Origin of the sequence: uncultured Plantibacter sp. (assembly GCF_963518075.1) — a bacterium.
Classification (GTDB): domain Bacteria; phylum Actinomycetota; class Actinomycetes; order Actinomycetales; family Microbacteriaceae; genus Plantibacter; species Plantibacter flavus_A.
On sequence record NZ_CAUQHZ010000007.1, the window covers coordinates 168,282 to 189,817 of the forward strand.

Annotated in this window: 20 protein-coding genes and 1 pseudogene; 13 read left to right on the plus strand and 8 right to left on the minus strand. The window is 70.4% G+C overall.

Annotated elements, in window-relative coordinates; translation table 11 throughout:
- Positions 1 to 63 precede the first annotated feature (63 nt).
- The 6 genes from RWN05_RS10680 to nirB form a co-directional block, all read right to left on the minus strand.
- Positions 64 to 1,725: an FAD-dependent oxidoreductase gene (locus RWN05_RS10680; protein WP_079002248.1), complete on the minus strand. Its 1,662-nt coding sequence runs from the start codon at positions 1,723 to 1,725 to the stop codon at positions 64 to 66.
- Positions 1,722 to 3,875: a molybdopterin oxidoreductase family protein gene (locus RWN05_RS10685; RefSeq protein ID WP_079002250.1), complete on the minus strand. Its 2,154-nt coding sequence runs from the start codon at positions 3,873 to 3,875 to the stop codon at positions 1,722 to 1,724. The genes RWN05_RS10680 and RWN05_RS10685 overlap by 4 nt, the downstream gene beginning before the upstream one ends.
- 37 nt (positions 3,876 to 3,912) lie before the next feature.
- A complete protein-coding gene (locus RWN05_RS10690; RefSeq protein WP_079002251.1) occupies positions 3,913 to 5,331 on the minus strand; it encodes an MFS transporter in 1,419 nt (472 codons plus the stop codon).
- 177 nt (positions 5,332 to 5,508) lie between these two features.
- Positions 5,509 to 6,672 carry a uroporphyrinogen-III synthase gene (locus tag RWN05_RS10695; RefSeq protein ID WP_240555737.1) on the minus strand — a complete coding sequence of 388 codons (1,164 nt, stop codon included), beginning with the start codon at positions 6,670 to 6,672 and terminating at the stop codon, positions 5,509 to 5,511.
- Entirely contained in the window at positions 6,669 to 7,448 is a 780-nt protein-coding gene (cobA, locus tag RWN05_RS10700) for a uroporphyrinogen-III C-methyltransferase (protein ID WP_121290213.1), read from the minus strand. Before cobA ends, RWN05_RS10695 begins: the two co-directional genes overlap by 4 nt.
- On the minus strand, positions 7,449 to 10,052 hold the full coding sequence (gene nirB / locus RWN05_RS10705) for a nitrite reductase large subunit NirB (protein ID WP_399542935.1): 2,604 nt from the start codon (positions 10,050 to 10,052) through the stop codon (positions 7,449 to 7,451).
- A gap of 205 nt (positions 10,053 to 10,257) precedes the next feature.
- Here nirB and nirD point away from each other — a divergent pair, with 205 nt between their 5' ends.
- From nirD to trmD, 3 genes are read left to right on the plus strand one after another with little or no spacing between them, the layout of a single operon-like run.
- Positions 10,258 to 10,632 carry a nitrite reductase small subunit NirD gene (gene nirD / locus RWN05_RS10710; RefSeq protein WP_079002253.1) on the plus strand — a complete coding sequence of 125 codons (375 nt, stop codon included), beginning with the start codon at positions 10,258 to 10,260 and terminating at the stop codon, positions 10,630 to 10,632.
- Complete coding sequence (locus RWN05_RS10715; protein WP_079002255.1) at positions 10,629 to 11,387, plus strand: sirohydrochlorin chelatase; 759 nt, start codon at positions 10,629 to 10,631, stop codon at positions 11,385 to 11,387. Before nirD ends, RWN05_RS10715 begins: the two co-directional genes overlap by 4 nt.
- Before the next feature lie 46 nt (positions 11,388 to 11,433).
- Entirely contained in the window at positions 11,434 to 12,141 is a 708-nt protein-coding gene (gene trmD, locus RWN05_RS10720; protein WP_085510627.1) for a tRNA (guanosine(37)-N1)-methyltransferase TrmD, read from the plus strand.
- Positions 12,142 to 12,170: 29 nt separating this feature from the next.
- On the opposite strand, the gene RWN05_RS10725 is transcribed toward trmD, so the two are convergent.
- The gene (locus RWN05_RS10725; protein ID WP_314139485.1) at positions 12,171 to 12,539 is read right to left on the minus strand and encodes a hypothetical protein; all 369 of its coding nucleotides are present in this window, start codon (positions 12,537 to 12,539) and stop codon (positions 12,171 to 12,173) included.
- Positions 12,536 to 14,041, minus strand: coding sequence for a PspC domain-containing protein (locus RWN05_RS10730; RefSeq protein WP_314139486.1), 1,506 nt, complete (start codon positions 14,039 to 14,041; stop codon positions 12,536 to 12,538). The genes RWN05_RS10725 and RWN05_RS10730 overlap by 4 nt, the downstream gene beginning before the upstream one ends.
- 112 nt (positions 14,042 to 14,153) lie before the next feature.
- Here RWN05_RS10730 and RWN05_RS10735 point away from each other — a divergent pair, with 112 nt between their 5' ends.
- The 10 genes and pseudogenes from RWN05_RS10735 to RWN05_RS10780 form a co-directional block, all read left to right on the plus strand.
- Entirely contained in the window at positions 14,154 to 15,407 is a 1,254-nt protein-coding gene (locus RWN05_RS10735) for a PspC domain-containing protein (protein WP_314139487.1), read from the plus strand.
- Entirely contained in the window at positions 15,404 to 16,063 is a 660-nt protein-coding gene (locus tag RWN05_RS10740) for a response regulator transcription factor (RefSeq protein WP_071260891.1), read from the plus strand. Before RWN05_RS10735 ends, RWN05_RS10740 begins: the two co-directional genes overlap by 4 nt.
- Before the next feature lie 77 nt (positions 16,064 to 16,140).
- A complete protein-coding gene (locus RWN05_RS10745; protein ID WP_121290224.1) occupies positions 16,141 to 16,671 on the plus strand; it encodes a hypothetical protein in 531 nt (176 codons plus the stop codon).
- 186 nt (positions 16,672 to 16,857) lie between these two features.
- Positions 16,858 to 17,205: a 50S ribosomal protein L19 gene (rplS, locus tag RWN05_RS10750; protein ID WP_056006851.1), complete on the plus strand. Its 348-nt coding sequence runs from the start codon at positions 16,858 to 16,860 to the stop codon at positions 17,203 to 17,205.
- Between the two features lie 76 nt (positions 17,206 to 17,281).
- A complete protein-coding gene (lepB, locus tag RWN05_RS10755; RefSeq protein ID WP_124769107.1) occupies positions 17,282 to 18,031 on the plus strand; it encodes a signal peptidase I in 750 nt (249 codons plus the stop codon).
- Positions 18,031 to 18,675 (plus strand): ribonuclease HII, encoded by a 645-nt coding sequence (locus RWN05_RS10760; RefSeq protein WP_137241867.1) that lies wholly within the window; start codon positions 18,031 to 18,033, stop codon positions 18,673 to 18,675. Before lepB ends, RWN05_RS10760 begins: the two co-directional genes overlap by 1 nt.
- A 12-nt stretch (positions 18,676 to 18,687) precedes the next feature.
- The gene (locus RWN05_RS10765) at positions 18,688 to 19,011 is read left to right on the plus strand and encodes a DUF2469 domain-containing protein (protein ID WP_071260887.1); all 324 of its coding nucleotides are present in this window, start codon (positions 18,688 to 18,690) and stop codon (positions 19,009 to 19,011) included.
- Between the two features lie 122 nt (positions 19,012 to 19,133).
- A complete protein-coding gene (locus tag RWN05_RS10770) occupies positions 19,134 to 19,490 on the plus strand; it encodes a YraN family protein (protein ID WP_064296323.1) in 357 nt (118 codons plus the stop codon).
- On the plus strand, positions 19,490 to 21,019 hold the full coding sequence (locus RWN05_RS10775; RefSeq protein ID WP_314139489.1) for a YifB family Mg chelatase-like AAA ATPase: 1,530 nt from the start codon (positions 19,490 to 19,492) through the stop codon (positions 21,017 to 21,019). Before RWN05_RS10770 ends, RWN05_RS10775 begins: the two co-directional genes overlap by 1 nt.
- Positions 21,016 to 21,536, plus strand: a pseudogene (locus RWN05_RS10780) (hypothetical protein); the annotation flags it as partial. The gene RWN05_RS10775 and the pseudogene RWN05_RS10780, both read left to right, overlap by 4 nt.

The window sequence follows — 21,536 nt, forward strand, 5'->3', positions numbered from 1 at the left end:
GAACACCCACGACGGAGGCGTCGGTTGCGTGCAACCGGCGCCTCCGTCGTCGTCTCCGGCAGATCACGCCGGCACTGGCTCGCTCTGACGATCACCGTCCGCGACCCGCTTGAGGACCGCGGCGATCCGGCCGGTGCACCCACCGCAGCCGGTACCGGCGCGGGTCGCCTTGCCAATGCAGGCGACCGTGGTACTGCCCGATTGCGCGGCATCCATGATCCTGCCGACCGTCACGCCGTTGCACGTACAGACGGTCGTCGAGGGGGCGAACGCATCAGCGGAGACACCACCGATCGCGTCCGGCCCGTCGAGCCGGAGGAGGACCGAGCGATCCGCCGGCAGTTCGCCGCCCCCGTCGTACAGGAGCGTCAGCTCGGCCGCAGTGCGCGGCATACCGACGCAGACGAAGGCGGTCAGGACCCCGGCACGGGTGATCATCTTGACGTAGCGGCCGTGGTCGGGGTCCGCCCACACCGAGACGCTGCGCGGAGCGGCCGGATGCACGCTGCACCCGTCAGCGGTCGTCTGCTCGACGTCCCAGGGCTCGGCCTGGACATCGCCGACCGCGACGACGTCGACCCGCTCGGCCTTGAGTGCGACGGTGCTCGCCCGCTCGACCGGTGGTGGACCCAGCTCGAGCGGTGATCCGCCGGCCGCGGCCTCGATGAGGAATCGAGCGGCGAGCCACTCGGCCTGCCGCCATCCTGGGCCGATGAGCCCCGACGGGCCGCCGGGGACGGTGCGTTCGTGGCGCAGGTCCGGTGTCGGCGCCAGCACGTGCGCGCAGTCGCCGATGGCGAAGATCCGTTCGTCCGACCAGCTGCTGAGGTCTTCACCGACGAGCACGCCGGAGCCGACACGGACCCCGGCGAGGATCGCCAGATCGGAGCGTGCGCTCACCCCGCACGACAGGACGAGCAGATCGCCGGTGATCCGTTTCCCGTCAGCGGTGATCAGCGCGTCGAAGTGCTTCCCGCCCGCGGGGTCGTCCCGATGACCGACCGCCTCGGCGCGGCTGTGTGCGATGACCTCCACTCCCGCTGCCCGGAGCGCCGCGGCGAGCACGGAGCCGCCGCCGCGGTCGAGGTTCCGCGGCATCGGGGTGGGGCCGTGGTGGACGACGACCACGTCGGCGCCGGCGCGCGCGGCGGAGAGCGCGAGCTCCAGTCCCAGGACGCCGGCACCCAGGACGACGATCCGGCCGCCCGATCGGACGACCTCGGCGACGGCGTCGGCGTCCGCGAGGTCACGCAGGGTGCAGACGCCGCGGGGGAGGTCGTGGTCGGACAGCAGCAACGACCGTCCGTACTTCTCGAGCGCCGGGATGTCCCGCTTCCGTCGGTCGACGCCGTCGAGTGTCGGAACGTTCGCGCGCGCACCCGTCGCCAGGACGATGCGGTCGTAGGGGAGCGTCTCCCCGGTGTCGAGTTCGACGGTCCGCGTCTCGCGATCGATCTGCATCGCGGTCGTGCCGCGCAGGACACGGATACCGTCCCGGGCGAGGTCCTCGGCACTGACGAGCGTCAGGTCGGCGAGTCCGGTCGAGCCGACCGCGTGATCGGCGACCAGCACCCGGTTGTACGCGTCGACCGGCTCCTGCCCGACCACGGTCACCTGGAGCGAGCCGTCCCGCACGCCGGGGGCGACCTCCTCGGCGAATCGCGCACCGACCGGGCCGAATCCGACCACGACGATGCGGAGGGGTCGACCTGGTCGCGGACTCATCGGAGGGCTCCGGGCGCTGTGGCTTCCGGCAGTGGTGCGCCAGCGGCCGGGCGCAGCCGCACCACCGCGCGCTTGAAGTCCGGCATCCCGGAGATCGGATCGACCGCGTCCTGTGTCAGGAGGTTCGCCGACGCGTCGCCCGGGTAGTGGAACGGCAGGAAGACGGTGTCGTGACGGATGTCGCCGTCGACACGGGCTCGGACCGTCAGCGCGCCCCGACGGTTCGACACCTCGACCAGTCCGCCCTCGACGATGCCGAGTCGTGCCGCCGTCGCGGGGTGGACCTGGACGAAGACCTCGGGGCGAGCGTCGTCGAGCTCGGGGACGCGGCGGGTCTGGGTGCCCGACTGGTAGTGCTCGAGGAGGCGTCCGGTCGTCAGGGTGAGTTCCTCCCCGGTTCCCGGTGACTCCGAGACCTTCGCGGGGCGGACCGGGACGATGCGGGCGAGACCGTCGTCGTGTGCGAACCGTTCCGTGAACAGCCGGGGCGTGCCGCCGCTGCCGGCGGGGAACGGCCAGTACGCGGCGAGCCCGGTGTCGAGGAGGGCGTGGCTCAGTCCCGAGTAGTCGGCGAGGCCTCCGGCGGATGCGGCCGCCAACTCGTCGAACACGATCGACGGGTCCAGGTCGAATCGGCCCGCAGCATCGAGACGACGGGCGAGTTCGTGCATGATCCAGAGCTCGCTGCGGACGCCGACCGGAGCATCGAGCGCCCGCCGACGGCGGATCACGCGCCCCTCCAGCGAGGTCATGGTGCCCTCCTCCTCCGCCCACTGCGTCGTCGGGAGGACGACGTCCGCGAGCGCGGCGGTCTCCGACAGGAAGAAGTCGCAGACGACGAGCAGCTCGAGGCGGCCGAGTCCGTCCCGGATCGTCTGCACGTTCGGAGCGGATACGACGACGTTCGAGCCGTGGACCAGGAGGGCGTCCACACCGTCTGGTTCACCGAGGCGGTTGAGGAGGGCGACGGCCGGCAGCCCGGGACCCGGGATCGACTCGACCGGTACACCCCATACCTCGGCGACGTGACGGCGGGCTTCCGGATCGGTGATCTTGCGGTACCCGGGCAGTTGGTCGCACTTCTGACCGTGTTCGCGGCCGCCCTGGCCGTTGCCCTGGCCGGTGAGCGTGCCGTAGCCCGATCCCGGCCGACCCGGTAGTCCGAGCACGAGTGCGAGGTTGATGGCGGCGGTGGCCGTGTCGGTGCCATCGACATGCTGCTCGACGCCGCGACCGGTGAGGATGTAGGTGCCATCCGAGGCTGCGAGCCGACGAGCCACGTGTCGGAGGACCGCCGCCGGCACACCGGTCACGGATTGGACGCGTTCCGGCCACCACGCGCTCACGCTGCGGCGCAGGCCGTCCAGCCCGGTCGTGCGCTCGGCCAGGTAGGCCTCGTCGGCGAGCCCTTCGGCGAGGACGATGTGCGTGAGCCCCAGGAGCAGGACCAGATCCGTCCCGGGCGCGGGCTGCACGTGGAGTCCACGACCGGTCTCGGTGAGTCGCGCGGTGGCCGAGCGGCGCGGATCGACCACGATGAGGCCACCGGCGGCCTGAGCACCGACGAGATGACCGATGAACGGGGGCATCGTCTCCGCGACGTTGGATCCGAGGAGGAGGACGGTCGACGCACCGTCGAGGTCCTCCAGTGGGAACGGCAGCCCCCGGTCGATCCCGAACGCACGGTTGCCCGCTGCCGCGGCGGACGACATGCAGAACCGACCGTTGTAGTCGATCCGGCTCGTCCCGATCGCGATCCTGGCGAACTTGCCCAGCTGGTAGGCCTTCTCGTTCGTGAGGCCACCGCCTCCGAAGACCCCGATGGCATCCGCCCCGCGCTCGTCGCGGATGCGGAGGATGGTCGATGCGACGAGGTCGAGGGCCGCATCCCAGCTCGTCTCGACCAGCTCACCGGTGGCGTCGCGCACCAAAGGGGTCGTGAGGCGATCGCCCCGCGCGAGAAGCTCGGCCGACGTCCACCCCTTCTTGCAGAGGCCGCCCCGGTTGGTCGGGAAGTCCCGCCCGGCGACGTCGACCGGGAGCCTCGGAGCGACCCCGTCCACCGCCGCCGTTCGGGTGAGGGACATCGCGCACTGCAACGCGCAGTACGGGCAGTGGGTGTCGGTCACCGGAGCGGTGGGACGAGGCATGCGTGGTCCTTCGATCAGGAACGGGTGGAGCGACGACTCAGAGTCGCTGGCCGGCGAGTGACGCGTTCTTGCGGAAGTAGACGAGGAAGGTGACCGCGAACAGGACGACGTACGCGCCGATGAAACCGATGAACGCGGCCGAGTAGCTGCCGGTCGCGCCGTGCGAGAGCCCCAGGATCTGCGGGATCACGAAGCCGCCGTAGGCACCGATCGCAGAGATGAGCCCGAGCGCGGCGGCGGCCTTGCGCTGCGTCCCGACGTCGCCGCTGCGGTGGTGGGCGTCGCGCAGGCCGGATCGCGCCGCGAAGACGCTCGGGATCATGCGGTACGTCGAGCCGTTCCCGACACCGGCGGCGACGAACAGGAGCAGGAAGCAGCCGAGGAACAGCCAGAAGTTCGCCAGCGGCAGGGTCCACAGCACGGCGAGCGCCCCCAGGGCCATGACGGCGAACGCGCTCATCGTGACGACGGCGCCGCCGAAGCGGTCGGCGAGACGCCCACCGAAGGGTCGTGCCAGCGAGCCGATCAGGGCTCCGAGGAACGCGAGCGAGATCGACGCGGAACCGACGGCGAAGGAGGAGAAGTCGGGGAACTGGTCCGCGATGAGTTTGGGGAACACACTCGCGAAGCCGATGAACGAGCCGAAGGTGCCGATGTACAGGAGCGCGAGGAGCCAGAGGTGCGGTTCCCGGAGCGCGGCGGCGGATCCGCGGAGGTCCGCCTTCGCTGACGACAGGTTGTCCATGTAGCGGTAGGCGCCGAACATCGCGAGGAGGATGAAGGGGACCCAGATCCATCCGGCGAGGCTCAGGTTGAGGGTGGCGGCGGCTCCGACGGTGACCGCGATGGGGACGACGAACTGCGCGACCGCTGCACCGAGGTTGCCGCCCGCCGCGTTCAGCCCGAGCGCCCAGCCCTTCTCCCGCTGCGGGTAGAAGTAGGTGATGTTCGACATGGAGCTGGCGAAGTTGCCACCGCCGAAGCCGGCGAGCCCGGCGACGACGAGCATGACGCCGAACGGGGTGTCAGGATTGCCCACACACAGCGCGAGCGCGATGGACGGGATGAGGAGCAGCCCCGCCGAGATGATCGTCCAGTTCCGCCCGCCGAAGCGCGGGACCATGAACGAGTACGGGAACCTGAGGGTCGCACCGACGAGGCTCGGCATCGAGATGAGCCAGAAGGTCTCGGCCGTGGAGAACGAGAACCCGGCCGTCGGGAGCATGACGACGACGATGCTCCAGAGCTGCCAGACCACGAAGCCGAGGAACTCCGCGAAGATCGACCACCGGAGGTTCCGCCCGGCGATGCCGCGGCCCTCCCGGTCCCAGAACGCGCTGTCCTCGGGGTTCCACCCGTCGATCCAACGACCGGGGCGGTGGGTCAGGGCGACCGAAGTGACGGTCGGGGTCGCCGTGGTCGGTGGGGCGTCGGCTGCTTCGAGGTTCGTGGTCATGGCTGCTCCGAGCGTTCGGTGAAGCGGGACGGGACGTGTGCTGTCTCCGAAGCTACCGACGCCGTGTTTCGGGGCCCCACCCGCGAGGTAACACCTGGATCACCGCCTGCTCACAGGCACTGATCACCCCGGTGAGGCGGATGACGGCGCGCTGTCCAGGGGCCGGATCGGCCGTCGTCAGACGTCGAGGCGGTAGCCGCGCTTGACGATCGTGTTGATGAGTCCAGGGACGCCGAGCGTCTGGCGGAGGCGGCTCATCTGTACTTCGAGCGCGTGGTGGTCCGCGGCTGCCGGCAGCGCGTCGGCCAGCGCGGAGCGCGAGAGGACGGCTCCGTTCGCGCGGACGAGGGCGCGGAGGAGCGCGAGGGAGTTCGGGGGGAGCCGGACCCGCGAGCCGGGCAGCTCCACGATGGCCCCACGGATGGCGATCGGGCCGTGCAGCGTCTCGGCTCGGAGGATCGCGTGCTGCTCGAGGTGTTCGCACAGCAGCCGGATGAGTGCCCCCATGCGGAACCGCTCGGGGACGATGGGCTCGATGTCCTGGGCGAGCAGTGGCGCCGCCGTGACCGGGCCGACGGCCGCGCACAGCACGTCGCGACGGAAGGCGTCGACGACGGCGTCCTCCTGACCGAGTGCTTCCGCGGCCGTGAACAGGGCGACGACCGACGGGGCACTCGTGAAGGTGACCGCGTCGAGCGAGCCGCTCACGATCGCCTCGACGAGTCGCCGCACGCGCTCGTCGGTCGCGTCGGGGTCCGTCCACCGGTACGGGGCGACCGTGTGCACCTCCTGATGGACGGCACGGAGCCGTTCGAGCTGGCGCTCGTCGGTGTACCCGTGGAGCTGGACGGCGACGCGGAGACCGGCCGGGTAGTCGGCGACAACCTTGTCGACGAGGGAGGCGGTGGTCTCGCGGTCGCTCATGCCCACGTCGTTCAGGCCGGCGGCTCGGATGGCACCGCGTGCCTTGGGCCCACGGACGAGGATGGCCGTCTCGGCCAGCGCTTCGAGGAGTTCGTCGCCGAGTCCCGCGGCGTCCGCGACCTCGAACCACCGTCGGATGCCGTACGAGGTCGTGGCGAGCAGGACGTCGGGGCGTGCGGCGATGATGTCGCGGGTGTCGTCGATGAGCGGTTCGTCGTGCTGTGCGTGTGCGATCCGCAGCGTCGGTGCGTGCACGACGGTGGCACCGCGTCGCTCGAAGGCGTCGATGAGGTCCTGCGATCGGCGGTCGCTCGTCACCCCGATCCGGAAGCCCTCGAGCTGGTCCGCGCGGAATCCCGGAACCGGGGTCGTGACATCCGGGCCGGGGTCGGCGGTCGGTGGCGTGATGTCGGTCACGCCGATGCCCCCAGACGTTCGGCCCGCGCCAGCAGTTCCGAGGCCTCGGCGTCACCGTCGAAGGCGAAGGCGACGACGTGGCCGATCACGATGACCGCCGGTGACCGCACACCGGCGGCTGCGGCGACGTGGAGGATCGTCCCGAGGTCTGCCACGGTGGTGCGCTGGGTCTCGCTGTAGCCGCGCTCGATGATCGCGACGGGGGTGTCGGCGGCGAGCCCCGAGGTGAGGAGCCCGTGGGAGATGGAGGGCAGCGTGCCGACGCCCATGAGGACGACGATCGTCCCACCGAGGCCGGCGAGGTGACGGTGTTCCTCGTCGGAGAGCGGAGCGTGACCGCTGACGACGGTGAAGAGGTGACTCAGGTTCCGGTGGGTGAGGGGGATGCCTGCCGCCGCGGGCACGGCGACGGAACTCGAGACGCCCGGGATCACGCGGACGGGGACGCCCGCGCGGTGGCAGGCCAGGACTTCCTCGCTGCCGCGCCCGAAGACGTACGGGTCGCCTCCCTTGAGGCGGACGACCGCCGCGCCGTCGAGCGCGTGTTGCACCATGACGGTCTCGATGCCGTCCTGTCCGATCGGGTGATGACCGGGGCGCTTGCCGACGTCGACGAGGAGCGCGTTCGGGGCGAGCTCGGGGAGGGTGTCGTGGGGTGCGAGCCGGTCGTAGAGGACCACGTCCGCGTCGCGGAGGGCCTCGACGGCGGCGACGGTCAGCAGCGCGGGATCGCCCGGTCCGCCGCCGACGAGCGTGACCCTGCCTGGACCCGACATCTACGCCCCTTCCCTCACTGGAATGGTAGGCCCTGCGAGATAGACGGCCTCGCCGCGCTCGATCTCCTCCGTCGTCGCGGGCCGGTACTGGCCTCGCTCCGCGACCCGCGCGAGTCGTGGTTCGGCGTCGCCCGGCTCGTTGACGAAGGAACGGAACCGGCGGAGGCGCTCCGGGTCGGCGAGGGTCGCCGCCCACTCGTCCTCGTACCCGTCCACATGGGCGGCCATGGCCTGTTCGAGTTCGGCGGCGAGTCCGAGGGAGTCCTCGACGACGACCTCCCGCACGTGGTCGAGTCCGCCGTCGAGGTCCTCCATCCACCTGGCGGTGCGCTGCAGTCGATCCGCCGTCCGGATGTAGTACATGAGGTAGCGGTCGATGTACCGGATGAGCGTCTCGTCGTCGAGGTCTCCGGCGAGGAGCTGCGCGTGGGTCGGCTGGAACCCTCCGTTGCCGCCGACGTACAGGTTCCAGCCCTGCTCGGTGGCGATGATCCCCACATCCTTGCCACGTGCTTCGGCGCACTCGCGCGCGCAGCCGGAGACCCCGAACTTGAACTTGTGCGGTGCCCTGAGGCCGCGGTACCGGAGTTCGAGGTGGACCGCCATGCCCACGGAGTCCTGCACACCGAAACGGCACCAGCTGGACCCGACACAGCTCTTCACGTTGCGGAGCGACTTCCCGTACGCCTGTCCGGACTCGAAGCCGGCGTCGACGAGGATGCGCCAGATGTCGGGCAGCTGTTCGAGGCGGGCGCCGAACAGGTCGATGCGTTGACCGCCCGTGATCTTCGTGTACAGCCCGTAGTCGGTGGCGACCTGTGCGATGACCGCGAGCTTCTGCGGCGTGATCTCGCCACCGGGGATCCGGGGGACCACCGAGTAGGTGCCGTCCTTCTGCATGTTCGCGAGCGCCCGGTCGTTCGTGTCCTGCAGCGTCCCCCGGCCGCCATCGAGGATGTACCCACCCTGCTGGCTGGCCAGGATGGAACCGATCACCGGCTTGCACACGTCGCAGCCGCGTCCGGTGCCGTAGCGCGCGAGGATCTCGTCGAAGGAGGTGAGGCCGAGCACCCGGATGGTCTCGAACAGCTCCTGGCGGGACAGTTCGAAGTGCTCGCAGAGTGCGCGCGAGACGGCGATGCCGGACTTCGTCAGCTCCGTCTCGAGGATCTTCTTCACGAGCGGGACGCAGGAGCCGCACTGGGTCCCGGCACGGGAGCAGGTCTTGAGCGCCCCCAGCTCGGTGCACGCCTCGCCGTGCACGCCCGCGATCGCGTCGCGGACGGTCCCCGCGGCGACGGCGTTGCATGCGCAGACGAGCGCTGCGTCGGGGAGCTCGTCCCCGGCCGGTGCTTCGATCCCTGAGGCCGACAGGTAGGCGGCCGGCTCACTCGACAGCTCAGCGCCGAGAAGCGGACGCAGCGAGGCGTAGGGCGAGGCGTCGCCGACGAAGACCCCGCCCAGAAGGGTCTTGGCGTCGTCCGTCATGACGAGCTTCTGGTACAGCCCACGCGCCGGGTCCGCGTACACGATCTCGAGACTCTGCTCGGTGCGCGCGAGTGCGTCGCCGAAACTCGCGACGTCGACACCGGAGAGCTTCAGTTTGGTGGCGTCGTCGACGGTCGTGAACTCCGCCTCGCCACCGAGCAGCCGATCCGCGACGACCTCGGCCATCGCGTTCGCCGGCGCGACGAGGCCGGTGCATCGACCGTCGAAGCAGGCGACCTCGCCGATGGCCCAGACACCAGGCGCAGACGTCCTGCAGTCGGTCCCGATCACGACACCACCGCGGTCACCGAGCTCGATCCCGGCATCGCGGGCCAGCTCGTCCCTGGCGCGGATACCGATCGCGAACACCACGATGTCGACGTCGACCTGCTGGCCGCTCGAGAACTTCACGCCCGAGACACCACCCTGCTCGTCCACGAGGATCGACCGGGGCCTCGTCCCCAGGTGCAGACCGATGCCCTGGCCGCCGATGATGCGCCCGAGGGCTCGACCGGCTCCCTCGTCCAGCTGGGCGGACATGAGCCACGACCCGGAGTGCACGACGCTCGCCTCGGCACCGAGCCGTGCCGCACCACCGGCAGCCTCGAGCCCGAGCAACCCGCCGCCGGCGACGATCACCCGGGCGGGACGACCTCGCAGAGAGCCGATGCGCGCAATCTCCGACACCAGCAGGTCCACGTCGTCGATCGTCCGGTAGACGAGGGCGTGTTCCGAACCGTCGATCTCGGGCACCGGGGCCGAGGAGCCGGTCGCCAGGATCAGCTCGTCGTACGCGACGACCCGCCCCAGGGAGGTGTGCACCGTCCGGGCCTTGCGGTCGATCCGTTCGGCGCGTTCGCCCAGCAGCAGCGACACGTGCTGCTCGTCCCAGACGCCCGTCGGCGCGAGCGTGAGATCGATCGCCGCGTCGTCGAGACGCTTGCTCAGCGCCACGCGATCGTAGGGACGGTGGAGCTCCTCGCAGACGACCGTGATGTGCATGGTGCGCCCGGCGTCGCGACTGTGCAGGGCATCGACCAGACGGTGCGCGGCCGGGCCGCCGCCGACCACGACGACGCGACGCGGCAGATCTCCTGCGGTGGGATCGATCATCATGGGCCCCCTCGGCTCGTGTTCCAGCGAGCGTACTGACGCGGCGTTTCCGGACCGTTGCCCGCATGTGTCCCGAACGCGTCCAGGACCGCACACGACGCCCGGGCGGATGTGAGGTCGGTTTCACCTCACCGAAACGTCACGGGTGATCCGACGAAACACCCCGCCCGTAGCGTCGGTGCTCCGACGCACGACCAGGAGGCCGACGATGAGCATCGCGATGCAGGAGCACACCGGGTGGACGGCGCTCGCCGAGTGGCGACGCGTCTGCGCCATCGACGACCTCGAGCTCTCCTGGGGCGAGGTGGCGTTGCTCCGCGCCCGGCAGATCGCGGTGTTCCGCATCGGGGCCGAGGAGGTCTACGCCGTCGACCATCGGGACCCGCACACGGCCGCGCCGGTGATGGCTCGCGGCATCGTCGGTTCCCGAGGGGCGCGACCGACGATCGCGTCACCGCTGCACAAGCAGGTGTACGACCTCGGCACGGGTGAGTGCTTCACCGACCCGAACCTCTTCCTCCAGACCTTCCGCACCCGCATCGTGGGCGGGTTCGTGGAGATCGAGCTGGGGGAGGACGCATGACCCTGCTTGAGCCCGCGGTGCGCCGCCCGCAGACGCGTACGCGGACGAGTCCTGCGCTCCTGGCCGTGTCCCACGGGACGAGTTGCCCGATCGGACAGGCCTCCGTCGCCGCGCTCGTCGACGCCGTCGGACGATCGCGTGCCGACCTCCACGTCGCGGGCGGCTTCGTCGACGTCCAGCAACCCGACGTCCCGGCCACCCTCGGCTCGATCGAGCCCGAGCGGCCCGCGGTGGTCGTGCCGTTGCTCCTGTCAGCGGGGTTCCACGTCCACGTCGACCTCGTCGAGGACCTCGAGGCGACGGATCGGCCGACGGCACTCGGACGGGCGATGGGACCGGACGACCGCCTCGTAGCGGTCCTCGCCAGGAGACTGGAGGTGCTGCACGTGACGCCGGATGATCGGATCGTGCTCGGAGCGGCCGGGTCCACCGACGCCAGGGCCGTCGCCGACTGCGTCGACATGGGACGTCGGCTGGAATCGCGGCTGCGTGTTCCGGTCGAGACGGCGTTCGTCTCCGCGGCTCAGCCGTCGGTGCCCGATGCGGTGGCAGCGGCCCGAACGAGCCGACCGCGAGGGCGGGTCATCATCGCCACCTACCTGTTGGCGCCCGGCTACTTCGCGAGGCTGCTCGAGGAGGCGGGAGCGGACTTCGTGACGCCGCCGCTCCTCCACCTCGGAGAGGTGCCCGATCCCGGCATCGTCGACCTCGTGGTCGACCGCTACGAGGAGGCTTTGGCCGGACTGTCGGGCTGACCGACGCGACCGGGACGACGACCGTCGCGCGAATAGACTGCTCCTCATGCGCATCGACATCGTCACGATCTTCCCGACCTTCTTCGATGCCCTGGACCTCTCGCTGCTCGGCAAAGCGAAGCAGAGCGGGCTCATCGAACTGGACGTCCACGACCTGCGGGATTCGACGCACGACCGTCACCGCACCGTCGACGACACCCCGTACGGCGGGGGAGCCGGCATGGTCATGAAGCCGGAGCCCTGGGGTGAGGCGCTCGACGGCATCCTGGGTGACGACACCGAGGAGGAGCCGCTGGTCATCTTCCCGTCTCCGGCGGGTGAGGTGTTCACGCAGGCGATGGCCCGCGAGCTCGCGGCCGAGCCGCACCTCGTCTTCGGCTGCGGCCGGTACGAGGGCATCGACCACCGCGTCTTCGACCATACCGCCAGCCGAGCGCGGGTCCGCCTGGTGAGCCTTGGCGACTACGTCCTCAACGGGGGAGAGGTCGCGGTGATGGCGATGATCGAGGCGATCGGTCGGCTCGTCCCGGGGGTCGTCGGCAACCCCGAGAGTCTCGTCGAGGAGTCGCACGAAGACGGGTTGCTCGAGTACCCGAGCTACACGAAGCCTGCCGAGTGGCGAGGACTCCCGGTACCGCCGGTGCTGCTGAGCGGCAACCACGGTGCGATCGCCACCTGGCGTCGTCAGCAGCAGATCGAGCGGACCCGCGAGGTCCGCCCGGATCTGCTGCCCGCCGACGAGCCGGACGCCTGAGCGCCCAGGGGTGCTGTGCGTGACGGCTGTCAGGGCCGACGCCGCACGGCGGCGGCGATGCCGGCGATGACGAGGACTGCCCCGGTCGCGATGATCGCCCCGGTGATCCACCCCAGGGGGTCGATGCGCACCTCGGTGAGGTTGGTGACGAGCATGGCGCCGGCGAAGACGAGCAGGAGTACGCCCCAGAGGATCGTGCCGAAGCGCGGTGGTCGACCGCCTCGATCCTTCGGGCCGACATCGGTCCTCGGCTCATCTGCCGTCTGTGCAGTGGTCGGCTGCGCTCTGGTCGACTCCGTGGTGGCCGTCTGATCGGTCTCCGACGGAGCCGATCCCGTCGCCGCGTCGGCTGGGGACGACATGTCTGCCGCTCCGGTCCGGTCGTCCAGCTCGCTCATCGTCCCGCCTCCGCTTCCTCGGTCACCACAGCGCTGCCGGCGACCGTCCACACCCGTACCCGCGTCGTGTCTCCTGACGCCGTTTGTCCGTACCGTGCCTCATCCTGGAAGAGGGCTCCGCCGCGTCGGTCCGTCCGGTCCCGACCGTCGTGTCCCGTCTCCAGGGTGCCCGCGATCGCTGAGAACTCGACGATCACCGGCACGTCCTCGGGGATGAGCACGTCTACCTCGCCTGCGAGGATCCACACGTCGATCGTGCCACCGCGCAACGCGTCGTCGTCGGCGAGTTCACCGAGGTCGAGCGTGGGTTGGCCGGCGATCATCACGTAGCCGCGTCGGTCGTCCGCATCCGTCGACGTCACGGTCCAGGTCGTGCGTCCGACCGGCAGGAAGGAGGAGCCGAGTGGGAACACGCCGGTGGCGAGCAAGGAGATCACAGCGGCCCACGTGAAGAGCCCGAGCCAGCCGCTCTCCCGTCCGCTGATGCCCGCGATGATCGTCGCGACGGCGAGCGCACCGAGCGCTGCGGCGAGCCCGATGACCACGACGACCGGGACCGAGAACCCGGCGCTCGCCGCGATGACGGCCGCGCCGGCACCGGCGAGCAGCGCCAGTCCGAGGGTGATCGCCACGAAAGCTGCTCCCGGCTGCTTCGACCGGTGCTCCCGCGCCCTCGTCTCGCGTTCGGCCCGCTGCTCGGCTCGCTGGCGGCTCATCTCGTCCCGGAACTCCTGACTCGTCCAGCCGCGCTGCTGGCGCGGAGCCCCGTCCCACGCGGTGGTGGTGGTGGCTCCAGGGAGTGGGACGGTCGCGCTCGCATCACCAGGCGAACCGTCGGCCTTCGCGAGCGACACCGGGTTCGCGGCACCGGGGGAGGCCGGGGCCGAGCCGGCAGGGCCCGAAGGGGAGGCCGTGGGCGATGGCGCCGTCGGCTTCGGGATCGAGGCGTCGCTGGTCCACGGGTCGCGCTGTGGCGGTGTCTCAGGCGGAGTCGACCGCCCAGGGTCGCGGCGGGAGAACATCACGATCAGCCAGACCGCTGCGGCGACCAGAGCGATCACCCAACCGGCGGTCATGGTCGACTCCAGCCACCCCGGCAGGTTCCACGCATGCGGCACGCCGTCCCACCAGAGGCCGCGCATGAACGGCACGACGGTGAGGACCGCGAGGATGCCGATCGCGACGATCGCCGGGTCGAAGACGCCCCGGATCGCACGCTCGAGGTGGATCCGCCCCTGCTGGTCGGGGATGAGCGCCCAGCCCGCGGCGTAGACGAAGAGGACCGGCCCGCCCAGGATCGCGATGACGATGAGGGCTCCGCGCACGATCATCGGATCGAGGCCGAGCCGGGCCGCGACACCCCCGGCGACACCGCCGAGCCACGAGTCGCTCGAGCGACGGAGACCGGTGGACCGCCACCAGTCGAAGAAGCGGGTCGTCGGATCCTGCGGGGCTGGTGCCCCCGGTTCTGCTCCGGTGGGCGGCGTGCTGTGGTTCGTCATGGTCCGATTCTGGCGAAGCGTCCGGGTCGGGCCCATCCGGCATGACCCTGAGTGCACCCTGATCCTGCCGTCTCAGGGTGCCGACCGCACCCCGAACTGCTTGGATGGCTCCATGGGAACCGAGGTGATGATCCGTCCGAGGCGCCGCTTGCTCGGCGGTGTCTGCGCCGGCTTCGCCGAGCACACCGGTCTCCCCGTCGCTGCGGTGCGGACGGCGACCGTCATCCTCGCGTGCTGCGGCGGAGCGGGCCTGCTCCTCTACGTGTGGCTGTGGGTCATGACGCCGACGCAGGGCGCGGACGCACCGCTCGATCCTCGGGAGCACCTGCTCCGGCCGGCCTCGACCGACGAAGGAGACGACCTCGACGGCCCCCGTCGCGCGCCGATCACGGAGGTGCTGCTCGGGATCGCCCTGCTCGCGGCCGGGACCGCGCTGATCGCGACCCGGACCGGGCTGGACATCCCACTCGAGGCCGTCATCCCCGTCATCGTCGTCCTCGCGGGAGCTGCACTCGCCTGGCGGCAGTTCGGCGAGCGTGGTCGCGGTGAGGGCTCACGTGCCCTCCTGATCCGCGTGCTCGGAGCGCTGGTCCTCGTCGTCCTCGGCATCCTCCTGTTCTTCGTCACCGGTGACCGCCCGAACATGTGGACGGTCATCGTCGCCGCGATCGCCGTGCTCCTCGGGGTCGCCGTGGTCATCGCCCCGTGGGCGCTCCAGCTCAATCGCGACCTCGCCGACGAGCGCGCCACGCGGATGCGCGAGGCCGAGCGCGCCGAGATCGCAGCGCACCTGCACGACTCCGTGCTCCAGACGCTCGCGCTCATCCAGCAGCAGGCCGGTCCGGGGAGCGAGGCGTCCCGTCTCGCCAGGGCGCAGGAGCGCGAGCTGCGGAACTGGCTCTTCTCCGGCGGGACCGCTCCGACGGGCGACCTCGCGACCGAGCTGCGGACCATCGCGGCCGCGGTGGAGGCCGACTACGCGGTGCGCGTCGACGTCGTCGCGGTCGGGCGTGCGATCGACGACGCTCCGGAGCCGCTCCTCGCCGCCGCACGGGAGGCCGTGCTCAACGCGGCACGTCACGCCGGCGGCGACGTCTCCGTCTATCTGGAGACGGCACCGCAGCGGATCGAGGTGTCGATCTCCGACCGCGGCCCCGGCTTCGACCTGGAACAGGTCCCGCGGGACCGCCTCGGGGTGCGGGAGTCGATCATCGGCCGCATGCAGCGCATCGGTGGCGAGGCGACCATCCGTTCGAGGCCAGGCGGACGAGGTACCGAGGTCCGTCTCGTCCTGCCCGTCCACGACGCCGCGGCGACGGCGCCGCAGCCCGACACCGTCCCGACCGTTCCGAGGAGCCGACCATGAGCGACCGACCACTGACCGTCGTGATCGTCGACGACCATTCGATCTTCCGTTCCGGGCTGCGCAGCGAACTCGATCCCGGCATCGAGGTGCTGGGCGAGGCCGGCGACGTGGAGGAGGCGATCCGGGTGATCGGGGAGACCCGCCCGCAGGTCGTGCTGCTCGACGTCCACCTGCCGGGTGGCGCCGGCGGCGGTGGCGCGGACGTGATCGCCGGCTCGGTGACCACCGCGCCCGCCACCCGGTTCCTCGCGCTCAGCGTCTCGGACGCCGCCGAGGACGTCGTCCGGGTCATCAGGGCCGGTGCACGCGGCTACATCACGAAGAGCTCCTCGGGGGCCGAGGTCGCCGAGGCCGCACGACGGGTCGACGACGGCGACGCGGTCTTCTCACCCCGGCTCGCAGGATTCGTCCTGGACGCCTTCGGCGCCGTGACGGGGGAGACCGCGGAGTCCGTGGACGAGCTCGACCGGCTGTCCGCCCGTGAGCAGGAGGTCATGCGCCTCATCGCCCGCGGCTACGCCTACAAGGAGGTCGCGACGGAGCTGTTCATCTCCGTGAAGACCGTGGAGACCCATGTGTCGAGCGTGCTGCGCAAGCTGCAGCTGTCCTCCCGCCATGAACTCGCCGCCTGGGCGCTGCAGCGCAAGCTCCTCTGACCACTCGAGCCGGAACGGACATCGGCCGACAGCGAACGACCAGTGCGCGCTCAGGAGCCCGGCGGTAGCCTGAAGGCATGATCATCCGTCGGGCGTTCTACTACTGGCGATTCGCCGCGATCTTCGTGCTGCCCGCCTGGCCGTTCGTCGGATGGGGACTCTTCGGTGAGAGCGGCTGGAGCCTCTTCGGGCTCTTCATCGCCATGCCGATCCTCGCCATCGCGCTGGCCGCGATCGCGTTCCTCATCTCCGCCAGGGCCAGCGTCCGGACGACGAAGCTCGTGTCCTGGACGGACGTCGGCCTGCTCACGCTCTGGCACGTCACGATCATCTGCTTCGGCTCCTTCAGCTCGGGCGTCGCCCTCTGGGCGGTCCTCGGCGTCGTCGCCGGCCTCGCCGCCTTCTGGGGCGTCATCGCGCAACTCATCTCCGAGACGGCACGCCGGGCTCGGGAGACGATGGCCGAATTCGAGCGCATGGCCGCTGCAGCCGGGCCAGGCACGATGCCCGGATCGGCGATCCCGCCGCAGCCGCGGTTCGATCCCGGTCCGATCGACGGCGGCGAGTTCATCGTGATCGAGGAGTCGAAGCCCGACGAGCGCCGCTGAGCGGTCGTCTCCACCGCTGTCGACCGCGCCGTCCGGGGCCCGGTTTCCCATCCGGGGCCCTTTCATGACACAATTGCTGTTTGTGCCTCCGCAGTTCTGCCACAGGGGAACGCCGGCATCGGGCACACCCTTCCTTCCGAACGTATTCAGCGGTCGACCTGTGGCGGTCGCAGAGATGGAATCATCATGCACATTCTCGACTCAGTCGATGCAGCATCCCTCAAGTCGGACATCCCCGACTTCCGCGCCGGCGACAACGTCAAGGTGCACGTGAACATCATCGAGGGCAACAAGTCCCGTATCCAGGTCTTCCAGGGTGTCGTCATCGGCCGCTCCAACGAGGGTGTCCGCGAGACCTTCACGGTCCGCAAGGTGAGCTACCAGGTCGGCGTCGAGCGTACCTTCCCGGTCCACTCCCCGAACATCGACCACATCGAGGTCGTCACCCGCGGTGACGTCCGTCGCGCGAAGCTGTACTACCTCCGCGAGCTCCGTGGCAAGAAGGCGAAGATCAAGGAGAAGCGCGACAACTAGTCGTCCTCCCGGTCGCCCTCCGCGATCATTCCTGAGCTCCCCACCGGATAAGCTGGTGGGGAGCTCAGGCGGTTAAATGACAGACAATTCCCTGGCGGCAGACGCGTCGCCCGACCACCAGCAGCGCCCCCGCGGCAAACGCGGAGCGCTGCTCTTCCTTCGCGACCTCCTGATCATCTTCGTGGTCGCGCTGCTGGTCTCCTTCCTCATCAAGACCTTCCTCGTGCGGTCGTTCTACATCCCGTCCGGGTCGATGGAGAACACGCTGCAGATCCAGGACCGCATCCTGGTGAACGAGCTCGTCCCCGACGTGGTCTCGCTGAACCGTGGCGACGTGGTCGTCTTCCAAGATCCGGGCGGTTGGCTCCCGCAGACGGTCGAGGCTCCGCAGCCTCCCGTCACCGCAGCCGTCGAATGGGTGCTGTCGATCTTCGGCCTCGTCGCTCCCGACAGTGACGACCACCTCATCAAGCGCGTCATCGGCCTGCCCGGCGACCACGTGTCGTGCTGCAACCCGCTCGGGCAGATGACGGTCAACGGGGTGCCGCTGAACGAACCGTACGTGAAACTCCCGGCCGGCACCGAGAAGGTGTCCGGAGACCCGTTCGACATCGTCGTCCCGGAGGGCTCGCTCTGGGTCATGGGCGACAACCGGTACAACTCGAAGGACTCCCGGTACAACGGCGACACCCCCGGTGGGGGCTTCGTCCCGATCGACAACGTCGTCGGGCGCGCGTTCGTCATCACCTGGCCGTCCAGCAACTGGGCCTGGCTCGACAACTACCCGACCGTCTTCCAGGGCATCCCCGCCCCAGAAGAGGAGTGATGGCCGTCAGCGAACCGACCCTCGAGGTCGAGCACGAACTGTTCGCTGCGGGTGTCCCGTCGGTCATCGGCATGGACGAGGTGGGTCGCGGAGCGATCGCCGGCCCGGTGGCCGTCGGCGCCGCGGTGGTCGCCCCGGCGTGCGGGCCGTTCCCTGAGGGCCTCCGCGACTCGAAGCTGTTGAGCGAGCGAGCGAGGACCCGCCTGGAACCGCTGGCCCGCGAGTGGGTGTTGTACGGGGCCGTCGGACTCGCGAGCCCGGCGGAGGTCGACGAGCTCGGCATCACCGCGTGCCTCGGACTCGCCGGCCGTCGGGCGCTGCTCGAACTGCACGCCGTCGGCGCGGACGTCACCGGGTCCACCGTCCTGCTCGACGGCAACAGCGACTGGCTGAGCCGGGCGCTCCAGCGACCGCTCACCATCACCACGAGGGTCAAAGCGGATCGGGATTGCGCGTCGGTCGCCGCTGCGTCCGTGCTCGCCAAGGTGCACCGCGACCGACTGATGATCGAGTTGCACGAGGCACTGCCGGAGTACGGGTGGGAGGGCAACAAGGGATACGGCTCGGCGCAGCATCTGTCGGCCCTCTCCGAGCACGGCCTGACCCTCCACCACCGGAGCAGCTGGCTGCCCGCCTACACGTAGACTGGAGAGACCATGGACGAAGACGAGTTCGAAGACTACGACCGCGAGGTCGAACTGGCCCTCTACCGCGAGTATCGCGATGTCGTGGGGCAGTTCAAGTACGTGATCGAGACCGAGCGCCGGTTCTACCTCGCCAACGAGGTCGACCTCGTGCGACGCGACACGGCGAACGACTTCTACTTCGAGCTCTCCATGACCGACGTCTGGGTGTGGGACGTCTACCGGTCCGACCGCTTCGTCAAGAGCGTCCGAGTGCTCACGTTCAAGGACGTCAACGTCGAGCAGCTGTCCTCGCGCGACTTCGAACTCCCGAAGGAACTCACGCTCGACGAGTAGGGCGAGGCCCCTGCGACCGACAGCGCTCCACAGGCGCGCTTCGCCGCGCGCTCGTCGACGACAGACCCACCTCCGGGTAACGAGCCTCGTCTGCACGCTTGGCTGGATGCCAGGAGGTGCACATGGCACGGAAGGACGAGCTCGGCCGACGCGGCGAGCAGGTGGCGGCGGATCATCTCGAGGCGTGTGGATACCGCATCCTCGACCGCAATTGGCGATGCCCGCAGGGTGAACTCGATCTTGTCGCGGACGACGACGGCACGCTGGTCTTCGTCGAGGTGAAGACCCGTTCGGGCGTCGGCTTCGGTGATCCCGCGGAGGCGGTCACGCCGAGCAAACTGGCCCGGATCGGTCGCCTCGCCGGCGCCTGGTGTGCTGAGCACCGACCGCGTTCGAGGCGGATGCGCGTCGACGTCGTCGGCATCGTGCTGCCGTCCGAAGGCGACATGCGACTCCAGCACCTGCGGGGAGTCTCCTGATGGCCGTCGCACGCACGTGGTCGGTCGCACTCGCCGGCCTCACGGGCGCGATCGTGGAGGTCGAGGCGTCTGCCGCCGCGACCGTGCCGGGTATGGCGATCGTCGGTCTTCCCGACAAATCGCTCGGGGAGGCCGCGCACCGCATCAAGAGTGCGACGGCGAACTCCGGCTGCGAGCTGCCCGGCGGCAAGCTCACGATCAACCTGTCTCCCGCGTCGCTGCCCAAGCAGGGGAGCGCATTCGACCTCTCCATGGCGATCGCCTGTCTCGCCGTGGGCGGCCTGGTGCGCCGGGAGTCCGCAGAGCGGGTCGTCCACCTCGGTGAGCTCGGGCTCGACGGTCGACTCCGTCCGCTCGTCGGCGTGCTGCCGGCCGTCCTCGCCGTCGCCCGCGCCGGCTACCACGCGGTGATGGTGCCGACCGCCAATGTCGAGGAGGCGCAGCTCGTGCCCGGCGTCACGGTGATCGGGGCGACCTCGCTGCGCGATGCGGCGATCTGGCACGGCGCAGAACTCTCCGCGATCGACCTCGAACCCGTCCGACAGCGGGTCGATCGGTTGCCCACGCCCGACCCACTCGATCTCGCGGACGTGGTCGGACAACCGGAGGCGGTCGACGCGATGGTCGCCGCGGCGGCCGGCGGGCACCACGTCATGATGATCGGACCTCCCGGTGCCGGCAAGACCATGCTGGCCGCGCGGCTCCCCGAGATCCTTCCCGACCTCGAGCCCGAGGCCGCGGTCGAGGTCAGCTGCCTCCGCTCGCTCATCGGTCTGCCGCCGGACGGCGCGCTCGCCCGACGACCACCGTGGGAGAGCCCGCACCACTCGTCATCGGCGGCGGCGATCATCGGTGGCGGTTCGCGCCAGATCCGGCCCGGAGCAGCCGCGCGCGCGGCGCACGGCGTGCTCTTCCTCGATGAAGCACCTGAGTTCCGCGCCGACGTCCTCGACTCACTGCGTCAGCCACTCGAAGCCGGCGTGGTCACCGTTCATCGTGCGCACGGCAGCGCGACGTTCCCAGCCGCCTTCCAACTCGTCCTCGCCGCGAACCCCTGCCCCTGCGGTCAGTACGGCACGACGGACGGCGTCTGCACCTGTCCACCGCAGGCCCGTCGACGCTATCTCGGGCGGATCTCGGGGCCGCTCCTCGACCGGATCGACATCCGCGTGCGGGTGCACCGGATCACCTCGGCACTGACGAGTCTCTCGCAGGAGGGTGAGGTCTCCACCGCCGAGGCTCGTTCCCGCGTCGAGGCGGTGCGGGCCGCGAGTGCCGAGCGGTTGGCCGGCAGCGGCTGGACCACGAACGCACAGGCGAGCGGCACCTGGCTCAGGAGCCCGCGGATGCGGCTGCCCAGAACCGTCACCAGCGCGTTGGACCGCTCCCTCGAGCGGGGAGGCATCACCATGCGTGGCTACGACCGGATCCTCCGATTGAGCTGGACGCTCGCCGACCTCGACGGCGCCAATAGCCCCGCAGCCGAGCACTTGGGGCGCGCCCTCTTCCTGCGGAAGGGCATCTCATGAGTGCGTGGTTCGGTTTGGACCGCGGGTTGGTCGAACGCCTCGTCCGAGGCCTCGGCGGCCTGGAACCGGTCGAGGCCGCGGGCAGCCCTGGCGCAGATGGAGGTGCCGAGCCCGTCTTGGAGGCCGATGATGACGTCGGCACCGCCGGGATCCGGGCGGCGTTCGCTCGGGCGGCCTGGACGATGATCGCCGAACCGGGCGACGGCGTGGCCGGGCTCGTGATCGGTGCGCTCGGCCCTGCGGGCGCGCTGTCAGCGGTTCTGGACCGGGTGGGGCCGACCGAACTGCAGCGCCGCATCCTCGGCAGCGAGTGGTCCAGTGGCTCGGGCTCGACGTCGGCCGATGCCGAGTCCGAGGATCCCTCCGCGGTGCCCGCCTCCCGTGTGCTCGGAAGTGCGCTGGAACGCTGGCGGCCCCGGCTCGTCTCGGCTGACCTCGTCGCCGCGTGTGAGACGGCGATCGAGATCGGCGTCCGGCTCCTCCTGCCCGGCGCTCCGGGCTGGCATGCGGGGTTCGA

Excerpts from the sequence above, each read along its gene's own strand:
- nirD (WP_079002253.1), top strand. The coding sequence starts at position 10,258 with ATGAGCATCGCGATGCAGGAGCACACCGGGTGGACGGCGCTCGCCGAG.
- trmD (WP_085510627.1), top strand. The coding sequence starts at position 11,434 with ATGCGCATCGACATCGTCACGATCTTCCCGACCTTCTTCGATGCCCTG.
- cobA (WP_121290213.1), bottom strand. The coding sequence starts at position 7,448 with ATGTCGGGTCCAGGCAGGGTCACGCTCGTCGGCGGCGGACCGGGCGAT.
- RWN05_RS10680 (WP_079002248.1), bottom strand. The coding sequence starts at position 1,725 with ATGAGTCCGCGACCAGGTCGACCCCTCCGCATCGTCGTGGTCGGATTC.
- RWN05_RS10690 (WP_079002251.1), bottom strand. The coding sequence starts at position 5,331 with ATGACCACGAACCTCGAAGCAGCCGACGCCCCACCGACCACGGCGACC.
- RWN05_RS10765 (WP_071260887.1), top strand. The coding sequence starts at position 18,688 with ATGGACGAAGACGAGTTCGAAGACTACGACCGCGAGGTCGAACTGGCC.
- RWN05_RS10740 (WP_071260891.1), top strand. The coding sequence starts at position 15,404 with ATGAGCGACCGACCACTGACCGTCGTGATCGTCGACGACCATTCGATC.
- rplS (WP_056006851.1), top strand. The coding sequence starts at position 16,858 with ATGCACATTCTCGACTCAGTCGATGCAGCATCCCTCAAGTCGGACATC.
- nirB (WP_399542935.1), bottom strand. The coding sequence starts at position 10,052 with ATGATGATCGATCCCACCGCAGGAGATCTGCCGCGTCGCGTCGTCGTG.
- RWN05_RS10770 (WP_064296323.1), top strand. The coding sequence starts at position 19,134 with ATGGCACGGAAGGACGAGCTCGGCCGACGCGGCGAGCAGGTGGCGGCG.
- lepB (WP_124769107.1), top strand. The coding sequence starts at position 17,282 with ATGACAGACAATTCCCTGGCGGCAGACGCGTCGCCCGACCACCAGCAG.
- RWN05_RS10760 (WP_137241867.1), top strand. The coding sequence starts at position 18,031 with ATGGCCGTCAGCGAACCGACCCTCGAGGTCGAGCACGAACTGTTCGCT.
- RWN05_RS10775 (WP_314139489.1), top strand. The coding sequence starts at position 19,490 with ATGGCCGTCGCACGCACGTGGTCGGTCGCACTCGCCGGCCTCACGGGC.
- RWN05_RS10730 (WP_314139486.1), bottom strand. The coding sequence starts at position 14,041 with ATGACGAACCACAGCACGCCGCCCACCGGAGCAGAACCGGGGGCACCA.
- RWN05_RS10685 (WP_079002250.1), bottom strand. The coding sequence starts at position 3,875 with ATGCCTCGTCCCACCGCTCCGGTGACCGACACCCACTGCCCGTACTGC.
- RWN05_RS10715 (WP_079002255.1), top strand. The coding sequence starts at position 10,629 with ATGACCCTGCTTGAGCCCGCGGTGCGCCGCCCGCAGACGCGTACGCGG.
- RWN05_RS10735 (WP_314139487.1), top strand. The coding sequence starts at position 14,154 with ATGGGAACCGAGGTGATGATCCGTCCGAGGCGCCGCTTGCTCGGCGGT.
- RWN05_RS10725 (WP_314139485.1), bottom strand. The coding sequence starts at position 12,539 with ATGAGCGAGCTGGACGACCGGACCGGAGCGGCAGACATGTCGTCCCCA.
- RWN05_RS10745 (WP_121290224.1), top strand. The coding sequence starts at position 16,141 with ATGATCATCCGTCGGGCGTTCTACTACTGGCGATTCGCCGCGATCTTC.